The sequence below is a fragment of the Robiginitalea sp. genome (assembly GCF_049588695.1).
Taxonomy (GTDB): Bacteria; Bacteroidota; Bacteroidia; order Flavobacteriales; family Flavobacteriaceae; genus Robiginitalea.
In genome coordinates, this window is the sequence record NZ_JBAVZJ010000102.1 from 1 (window position 1) to 9250 (window position 9250).

Here is a 9250-nt window from a genome sequence, read left to right on the forward strand (position 1 = left end):
AGGCTCCTATTTGAAGAAACCCATTACCAGGCATTGGAGGTGTTTTCAGAGAAGAAAATAGAAGACTTTCTTCAGCTCAAAAAAACCCTGCGAAACTATGGCAATGAAACGGAAAAAATGCTCCGAAATACCGCGAAGGAAATCCTGGAACAAATCGAGTCGAATGGTTTGGAGTTTTCAGATTTCTCAAGAAAGTCCTTTCCTAATTTTATCCTGAAAATCTCAGAAGGCCAATTCGATCTCAATACGGACTCCAAATGGATTGAGGAATTTGGATCCAAACCGCTATACCCGGGAAGGGTTTCCCCTTCTAAAAAGCAAATTATGGATGGGCAGGTACCTGCCTTCGCCATTCTTTTTCAAAAAATCCTGCAGGGGTTGCACCATCGGGACTTTATGGCTAATGCCTACAAAAATATCGCTCCTTTCGCGGTTTTGGGGTTGCTGCAACAAGAACTCAAAAATCTTCGGATTGAGGAGGGGTACCTTCCCATAGCTGCCTTTAATACGACCATCGCCAAAGGAATAGCAGACGAACCCGCGCCCTATATCTATGAGCGTCTGGGGGAGCGGTATCAGCACTATTTTATCGACGAATTCCAAGACACTTCCCAGCTTCAGTGGAATAATCTGGTACCCCTTGTCAGCAATGCGATCGAAGGGGAATTCGACCAGGGGGCGAAAGGGTCAGTTGTCCTTGTGGGGGACGCAAAACAAGCTATTTACAGATGGAGAGGTGGAAAGGCAGAGCAATTTTTGAACCTGATCAATGGAGTAGAGAATCCTTTTCCGGTTCTGGCCGAAAACCAGCCCCTCCCAAAAAACTTCCGCAGCCACAAACCCCTTGTTCAATTCAACAATGCGTTTTTTAGTCACATCAGTGCCTTCATGAACCGAAAGGCCTATTCAGACCTTTTCCTCAAAGGCAACAGGCAGGAGTACCATCACGATTCTCAGGGGTTGGTACACCTGGAGTTTATCCCCCCGGATGCAGAAAATCAGAATGAACTCTATACCATACGTACCCACGCGATTATTCAGGATCTTATTAACAAGGGGTATACGTACCGGGATATTTGTATTCTCACACGCCGTGGTAAAGACGGTGTAATGATTTCACAGCATTTGATGCAGGAGGGAATTCCCGTCAGCTCTTCGGAGACCTTATTGCTAAGGAACCATCCCGGGGTACAATTTGTGATTACCCTCCTGAAACATTTGCTGATTCCGGAAGATAAAAACCACATTTTTGACCTGCTCTTATATCTCAGTGTGGCGCAAGAGGATCGACACCACTGGATACAAATACACCTGGATGCGATTGATGAAGTATTGTCCTCCTACCATTTTTATCCAGGCCAAAACCGCTTAAGACCTGTGTATGAAGTGGTTGAAAATGCGATTCGCCAGTTCGACCTGGGCGGTCAGAAAGATGCCTATCTTATTTTTCTGATGGACCTCATTCATGAAATCGGTCAAAACCGTGATCCTTCCATACAAACCTTTCTGGAGTACTGGAAAATCAAAGAAGAAAAACTTAGTATAAGTGCACCGGAAGGGTTTAACGCCATAACCCTGATGACGGTCCACAAATCTAAAGGTTTGGAATTTCCAGTGGTCCTCTTCCCTTTTGCGAATTCGGAGATCTACTATGAAAAAGATCCGAAATTATGGTTGCCGGTAAACCCGGAGCAATACAACGGTTTTAGTGCTGTCCTGGTGAGTAAAAAGAAAACCCTCTTAAATTATGACCCCCCTGCTCCTGAGCGTTATTCGGAAGAGCAGGAAAAGCTGGAGCTGGACGCCTACAACCTCCTTTACGTGGCCCATACCCGGGCGATTAAAGCCTTATACGTCATCAGTAAAGACCCCGGGAAAAAGCCGGGGGTACAAGAACCCAGGACTTATGGAGAAATCTACGCTCGTTACTTGTCCGATAAAGGACTTTGGGTGGATTCCAAATCGGTCTACACCTTCGGGGCCCTGGATCCGAATCACGTCTCCGAACAGAGTCCTCTGAAAATCCCTGTATCTTATCGTTATACCGCCCGGGATCGAATCTCTCTGAAGCTGGTAAGCCATCCGGAAAAGTATCGGGACACAGAACAGGCGCAGGCGATGGAGTACGGGAACATCCTGCACTATGCGCTCAGCCTGGTCATCCACGCTTCGGATGTCGAAAAAGCTATCTCACGGCTCATTGAAGAAGGGGTGATACGCACTGGGGAGTCCGCCATCCTTAAACAGCGTCTGGAAAGCGTCGTAGGACATCCGCGGTTGTCTCCTTTTTTTGAACCCGGCGTACGGGTTTTAAATGAACAGGAGATCTTTTTAAAAAATGGGGTAATTTTACGCCCCGATCGTCTGGTTTTCCCAAATGGGAAGGCCGTGATTATGGATTATAAAACAGGACGGATGGACGAGAAGCACAGGATGCAGATACGGGCGTACCGGGAGGCCATTCAGGCCATGGGGTACGTTGTCCAGGCCGCTGTCATCGTTTATATCAGTGAAAATTTAATAACACCGGAATTTATATAACCTATGTACGGAAAGATCAAAGCACACCTGGAGCAGGAACTCGAAGAAATAAAAAAGGCAGGTTTATTTAAAGAAGAACGCATCATCACCTCCCCCCAGGGACCGGTCATTAAGATTTCTACCGGGGAAGAAGTATTGAACTTTTGTGCGAACAACTATTTGGGTCTCTCGGCTCATCCCGAAGTCATTCAGGCTGCCAAAGACACGCTGGATAGTCACGGATTTGGGATGTCCTCCGTACGCTTTATCTGCGGGACCCAGGATATCCATAAGCAATTGGAACAGCGTATTGCAGAATTTTACGGCACAGAGGATACGATCCTTTACGCTGCCGCTTTTGATGCCAATGGAGGGGTTTTTGAACCCCTGCTCGGTCCTGAAGATGCCATTATCTCAGACGCCCTGAACCACGCCTCCATCATAGACGGAGTCCGTTTATGCAAAGCCAAAAGATACCGGTACGCCAATGGGGACATGCAGGACCTGGAAGCCCAGTTAAAACAAGCAGGGGAAGATGGAGCCCGGTTTAAACTTATTGTTACCGACGGTGTCTTTTCGATGGATGGCCTTGTGGCTCCCCTGGACGACATTTGTGACCTGGCCGAACAGTACGATGCCCTGGTGATGATCGATGAATGCCATGCCACGGGATTTATCGGGGAAACCGGAATTGGGACCCTGGAGGAAAAAGGAGTGCTGGGGCGCGTCGATATCATTACAGGAACCCTTGGAAAAGCAATGGGTGGTGCCATGGGTGGCTATACGACCGGAAATAAAGAAATCATCGAAATGCTCAGACAGCGTTCCCGCCCGTATCTGTTTTCGAACTCCCTGGCTCCCGCTATCGTAGGAGCTTCCCTAAAGGTTTTTGATATTTTAAAGCACGACAACAGCCTGAAAAAGCAACTGGATGAGAATACCTCGTATTTTAAAAAGGGGATGAAAGCAGCAGGTTTTGATATTATCGATGGTGATTCCGCGATTGTACCTGTTATGCTTTATGACGCAAAACTCTCTCAGGATATGGCCAATTCGCTTTTAGCAAAAGGGATTTACGTCATCGGTTTTTTCTATCCCGTAGTACCTAAAGGGAAAGCACGCATACGCGTTCAACTGTCCGCCGCCCACACCCGGGAGCATCTGGACAGGGCCATATCCGCATTTACTGAAGTCGGTAAAGAACTAAAGGTCATTTAAAGATTACTTATATATTAAGGTATAACGACGTCGAATATTGCAACAAAAAATAGGAAATTGATTTTGTTAATAATTCTTAACAACTTACATTTGCGTCTGATAAACACTTAAACTTAAAAATTTGAACATGAAACAGCTTTGCAGATTATTAGTTGTTGCTCTTATTCTCTTAGGAGTCAACAACATTCAAGCTCAGGATGAGGATAATCCGTGGCAGTTCACAATTGGAATTAACGCTATTGATGTTTTTCCAACAAATTCTGATCCTGCTTCTTTCCTTCCTAGCTACGAAACAGGGGGTTTGTTTGATGAGTATTTTAACGCAAACGACCACTGGAACATCCTGCCATCCGTTTCCTACCTGGGATTATCTCGTTATGTAGGTGATGGATTCTCCGTTGGTGTCCGAGGTTCCCTGAACCGAATCGACAAATTAGGAGACACCAGGATAGACGACGTTTCGCACTATGCTGTTGATGGAGCTATTAAATACGCTTTCCTCAGAGGAAAACGTTTCGATCCGTTTATCGAGATCGGTGGGGGATACACATGGGTAGATGAGATCGGGGCCGGAACCGTTAATGGTGGGCTTGGATTCAACTACTGGTTTAATGACTGGTTAGGTGCTACCGTACAATCTTCCTACAAACATACTTTTGAAGATTATGGGGTAACCCACTTCCAGCACATGGCTGGTATTTCTATCCGCTTCGGAGGAACTGACACCGATGGTGACGGTATCTACGATAAAGACGATGCCTGTCCTGAAGTTCCCGGTCTTGAAGCTTTCAACGGTTGTCCTGATTCCGACGGAGATGGTATCGAAGATTCTAAAGATGCCTGTCCTAACACTCCCGGACCAGCAGAATACAACGGTTGTCCTGATTCTGACGGAGACACGGTAATCGACAAAGACGATGCCTGTCCTAACACTCCGGGTCTCGTTGCACTGGCCGGTTGTCCTGATGCTGACGGAGACGGTGTTGCCGATAAAGATGATGAATGTCCAAATGAGGCAGGTCCTGTTGAAAACAACGGATGCCCTTGGCCAGATCGCGACGGTGACGGTGTTCCGGATAAAGATGATCTTTGCCCAGACCTCGTAGGAACTGTAGCCAATAATGGCTGTCCTGAAGTAACGGAAGCAGTTCGGAAAGCACTTCTGGATTACGCTAAGACCATTCTCTTCGACCTGAACAAGGCTACCATTAAGAAAGAGTCTGAAGCCGTTCTGGATAACATCGCAGACATCCTGGATGATTATCCAAATATCGACTTCCGAATTGAAGGTCACACCGATAGCTCAGGAAGGGCTGAATACAACCAGCAGCTCTCTGAAAGACGTGCCCAATCAGTGATGAACTATCTGATCGGAAAAGGCATCCCATCAGATAAGATGTCTGCTGTAGGATATGGTGAAGAGCGCCCAATCGCCGACAATGGCACAAGCGAAGGCAGAAGAACGAACCGTAGGGTTGAAATCCACGGAGAGACTCCGAATAACTAAGAAGTAAACCTTCTGATATTTAAAAAGCCCTGGCAGTAATGCCGGGGCTTTTTTTTACTTTTAGGCTGTGATCACATTTCTGGAATCGGTTTTGGCGGAGTTCGATGGCTGGCGGGAAACTCCGGATCAATGCCTCTTTGTGCTACCGAGCAAAAGGGCCGGGTTTTTTCTCAAAAACCTCATTGCCCAAAAATCAACAGAACCTTCCTTCGCACCCCGAATACTGAGTATAGAGTCGTTTGTCGAAGAGATTTCTGAAATCCGGTATGCGTCTGCAACCCGGTTGATGTTCGACCTGTATGCGGCGTATTTAGGGGAAGAAGGCCTGCAAAAGGAATCCTTTTACGATTTCAGTCGGTGGGGCCAAATGCTGTTGCAGGATTTCAATGAAATTGACAGGTATCTGGTCAATACCAATGAATTCTTTGATTACCTGGGATCTTTACAGGAAATCAGGCACTGGACGCCGGAGGGCACCTCCACTCCGCTCATCGACAAACAGGTAAAATTCTGGAAATCCCTTTTACCCATTTATAACAGGTTTCGGGAGCGCCTCGAGAAAGAAGGCCTTGGGTATCAGGGGCAAGTCTACCGGAAGGCCACCACAAAGGTCAGTAACTATCTCGAGCACAATGCCTCCTATTACCACATCTTTGCAGGATTCAACGCCCTGAATGCCTCTGAGGAATACATTATCCGCGAAATTCTCAAACATGGGAAAGCGGACATATTCTGGGATGCAGATTCCTATTACCTCGAAAATCAGGTGCATGATGCCGGGTACTTCCTAAGGTCGCACTTCAAATCCTGGGACTATCTGAAAAACAATGCCCCAAAAGGTGTGAATCATTTCTTTGATGCTGCCAAAAACATTCAAATAACCGGTCTGCCAAAAAATATTGCCCAGGCCAAATTCGCCGGGGGCCTGGTTGGGGATATTCTTGAAAAAGAAAAAGCACTTGATAATACCGCACTGATCCTTGGGGATGAAACCCTCCTAAACCCAATACTTCACAGCCTACCCGAATCTTTAAATGGGGTAAACATTACCATGGGCTATCCATTAAAGGATAGTTCCCTCGCACACCTTTTCAGCATATTTTTTCAGATTTTCAAAGAAAAAGGTCGGAAAGGGATTGCTACAAAGAAGGTTTTAGTCCTTTTTTCCAATCCCTTTCTACAGGAGTGGTTCTTAAACCTGGGGTTTGCCCATTCCACCGCTTCCGGACGAATGGTTCGGGAGAATAAACCGTATCTCGGCGATGCGGATTTTGAAAAGCTAGGGTTTCCCGCAGCGCTCCGCCAGCTATTGTCTGTACAACCCAGTCCTGATCCCGGAGCGTTAATTTCCCGTTTTATTGCGCTCTTGGAAGCGCTTCAGAGCCTTTACCTGAATTCACAGGATTCGGTCAACCTGGAGTTCCTCAGACACTTTTACCTTTTGTTCAACCAGCTCTCCGAGTTACATCAGACGTATCCCTTTCTCACAGATACCTCGTCGCTTTTTATGTTGTATGAACAACTCCTGGAAGAGGACACTCTCGATTTTGAAGGAAAACCGCTCGAAGGATTACAGGTTATGGGGATGTTGGAATCCCGTTGCCTCGACTTTGAAACTGTGATCATCACTTCTGTTAATGAGGGAGTACTCCCCGCAGGTAAATCAAATAACTCTTTTATTCCCTTTGAGGTCAAGCGAGAATTCGACCTTCCAACCTATAAAGAGAAGGATGCAGTATACACCTACCACTTTTACCGACTCCTGCAAAGGGCAAAAAATATTTACCTCTTATACAATACGGAACCGGATGTCTTGAATGGAGGCGAACCCAGCCGGTTCATACATCAACTGCGCAACGATCCCGTTACATCCGGGTCGGTCCAGAGTAATCTGGCGGCACCGGAATCCGGAATTGCCCCGGCGCCTTCAAAAGTAGTTCATAAGAGCCCGTCCCTTTTGGCACTTCTCGCCTTAAAAGCCTCCAATGCCTTCTCCCCGACTTCGCTCAGCCGCTATATTCAGGATCCCCTTGAGTTTTACAGGAAAAACATCCTGGGCATTCGCGATACCCTGGAACTGGAAGAAACCATCGCCCCCAATACTTTCGGAAACGTCATTCATGAGACCCTTGAAAAGCTCTACCTCCCCTATTTAGAAGAAATCCTTCTACCCCATCATATCGCCCAAATGAAAACTGCGGTCCGGGAAGTTCTGCGTGAAGCCTTTGATAAACACTACCTCAAAGGGAGTAATCTCCTGGGGAAAAACCTGATGGCACTCAGGGTGATGGAAAAATACCTCGATCTATTCCTCGAATTGGAAGGGAAGCGCATTACCCGGCAGGAAGTACGGATACTGGGAGTAGAAAAACAACTGATTCGGGAACTGGGTGACATTCCCGGTTGTCCGGGTACCGTTCGTATCAAAGGCACAGTAGACAGGATTGAAACCGTCGATGGAGATCTGCAGATCATCGATTACAAAACAGGACGTGTGGAACCTTCAAATCTAAGGATCGCAGACTGGGTTACCCTTTCTGAGGATCCCGGGAAATCCAAGGCCTTTCAGGTATTGTGTTACGCCTGGCTGTTACAGGAGGAAATGCCCCTTCCCCCTTCCGGATTTAAGGCCGGTGTGTTTTCTTTTAAGCGGATGGGGGCAGGTTTTCAATGGTTTGGCTTTAAAACGGCCCATAACAAGCAGGACGAAATGATTACCCCCGAAGTACTCAACCGGTTTGAGGATATACTCAAATCCCTCGTGGTTGAACTCTTCAACCCTGAGATTCCTATAATGCCCCGGGAAAACGAAACATGATTATTTTAAATCAGGTCGCGTGGGCCTAACTTCAATTTTACTGGGCAGGGTCCTGGGGTGCATCTGAAGCAGGTCCCGGACCAGATGGCCGATATCCCCGGGTTGAATTTTCCAGGCGTCCTTGGGGGACGGAGAATGGTTGTTGAAGTGCGTGGAAACAGACCCCGGCATGATCGTGGAAACCTTGATCCCATGGGGTCTGAGATCGAGCATTGCAGCTTGCGTAAAACCAACTACCCCAAATTTTGTGGCATTATACCCGGCACCCTGGGCAAAAAAATTAGTCCCTGCGAGGCTGGCAATGGTAATATAGTATCCCTTCGAGGCTTTCAACGCATCCATAGAAGCCATCAGCGTGTGGTACACTCCATTTAGATTGGTGTTCATCATTTGATACCACGCTTCAGTTTTAAGCTTATCTATGGGCGCAAAATGCCCTACGCCTGCATTCGCGACTACGACGTCCAGGTGTCCCCAGCGGTTTATTATTTTTTCCACGGCCGATTCCTCATCTTCAAGACGGGTCACATCAGAGATGATTCCCATGGCCTTCTCAGTACCCAGTTCTGCTACCGCATTTTCGAGATCCGACGCTCCCCGGCCGCTGACCGCCACATACATCCCTTGTTTTACAAGTTCTTTTGCGACGCCCAGGCCAATGCCCTTAGAACCCCCGGTGATATATGCCACTTTGCCATTTAACGCTTCCATCCTACTTAAAATTTAAAGTTTTAGACCTCTAAAATAGCCCGAAAATAATAATCCGCGATTTCAGGAACATAAAATAAGGCCTGTATTTTGAAACCTCCCCAAATAGTCTTTTTTTTGCGGTCTAGTTCGGGGGATAAGCTCAGCTGGCTAGAGCGCTTGCATGGCATGCAAGAGGTCACCGGTTCGACTCCGGTATTCTCCACGATCACTCACTGTTTGCAAAAACAGTTTGATAATGGATTAAAAATAGAAAATCTGCCAAGTTCACTTGAGCAGATTTTCTGCTTTTAAGACATCTTCGCCTCGGGCGAAGCAAACTGTATTTGCAGGACTGGATACAGTCTGGAGCAGCGAAGCTACTCCGGCGCTCTAGTATCTTTCGGATCGCCAATGCCGTCAGGTATTGTAAGTGTAATGAAAATTGCATTTGCAGGACTGGAGGAACTCTGGAGCAGCGAAGCTACTCCGGTCAGTAC

At 47.0% G+C, this 9250-nt stretch carries 5 protein-coding genes and 1 tRNA gene; 5 read left to right on the forward strand and 1 reads right to left on the reverse strand.

Going from position 1 to position 9250, the window contains the following annotated elements:
• From WBV75_RS02175 to WBV75_RS02190, 4 genes are all read left to right on the forward strand, one after another.
• Positions 1-2541: UvrD-helicase domain-containing protein (locus WBV75_RS02175; RefSeq protein ID WP_424119017.1), on the forward strand; the 2541-nt coding region annotated here is incomplete at its 5' end.
• A gap of 3 nt (positions 2542-2544) precedes the next feature.
• Positions 2545-3738 carry a glycine C-acetyltransferase gene (gene kbl, locus WBV75_RS02180; RefSeq protein ID WP_424119018.1) on the forward strand — a complete coding sequence of 398 codons (1194 nt, stop codon included), beginning with the start codon at positions 2545-2547 and terminating at the stop codon, positions 3736-3738.
• Positions 3739-3865: 127 nt separating this feature from the next.
• The gene (locus WBV75_RS02185) at positions 3866-5245 is read left to right on the forward strand and encodes an OmpA family protein (protein WP_424119019.1); all 1380 of its coding nucleotides are present in this window, start codon (positions 3866-3868) and stop codon (positions 5243-5245) included.
• Between the two features lie 67 nt (positions 5246-5312).
• Complete coding sequence (locus tag WBV75_RS02190) at positions 5313-8063, forward strand: PD-(D/E)XK nuclease family protein (protein ID WP_424119020.1); 2751 nt, start codon at positions 5313-5315, stop codon at positions 8061-8063.
• Here WBV75_RS02190 and WBV75_RS02195 read toward each other — a convergent pair whose 3' ends face one another.
• Entirely contained in the window at positions 8064-8774 is a 711-nt protein-coding gene (locus WBV75_RS02195; RefSeq protein WP_424119021.1) for an SDR family oxidoreductase, read from the reverse strand.
• Between the two features lie 128 nt (positions 8775-8902).
• Between WBV75_RS02195 and WBV75_RS02200 the strand changes: the two genes are divergently transcribed.
• Positions 8903-8976, forward strand: a tRNA-Ala gene (locus tag WBV75_RS02200).
• Positions 8977-9250 lie beyond the last annotated feature (274 nt).

Coding starts and splice junctions, on each gene's coding strand:
- kbl (WP_424119018.1), top strand. CDS start 2,545: ATGTACGGAAAGATCAAAGCACACCTGGAGCAGGAACTCGAAGAAATA.
- WBV75_RS02185 (WP_424119019.1), top strand. CDS start 3,866: ATGAAACAGCTTTGCAGATTATTAGTTGTTGCTCTTATTCTCTTAGGA.
- WBV75_RS02195 (WP_424119021.1), bottom strand. CDS start 8,774: ATGGAAGCGTTAAATGGCAAAGTGGCATATATCACCGGGGGTTCTAAG.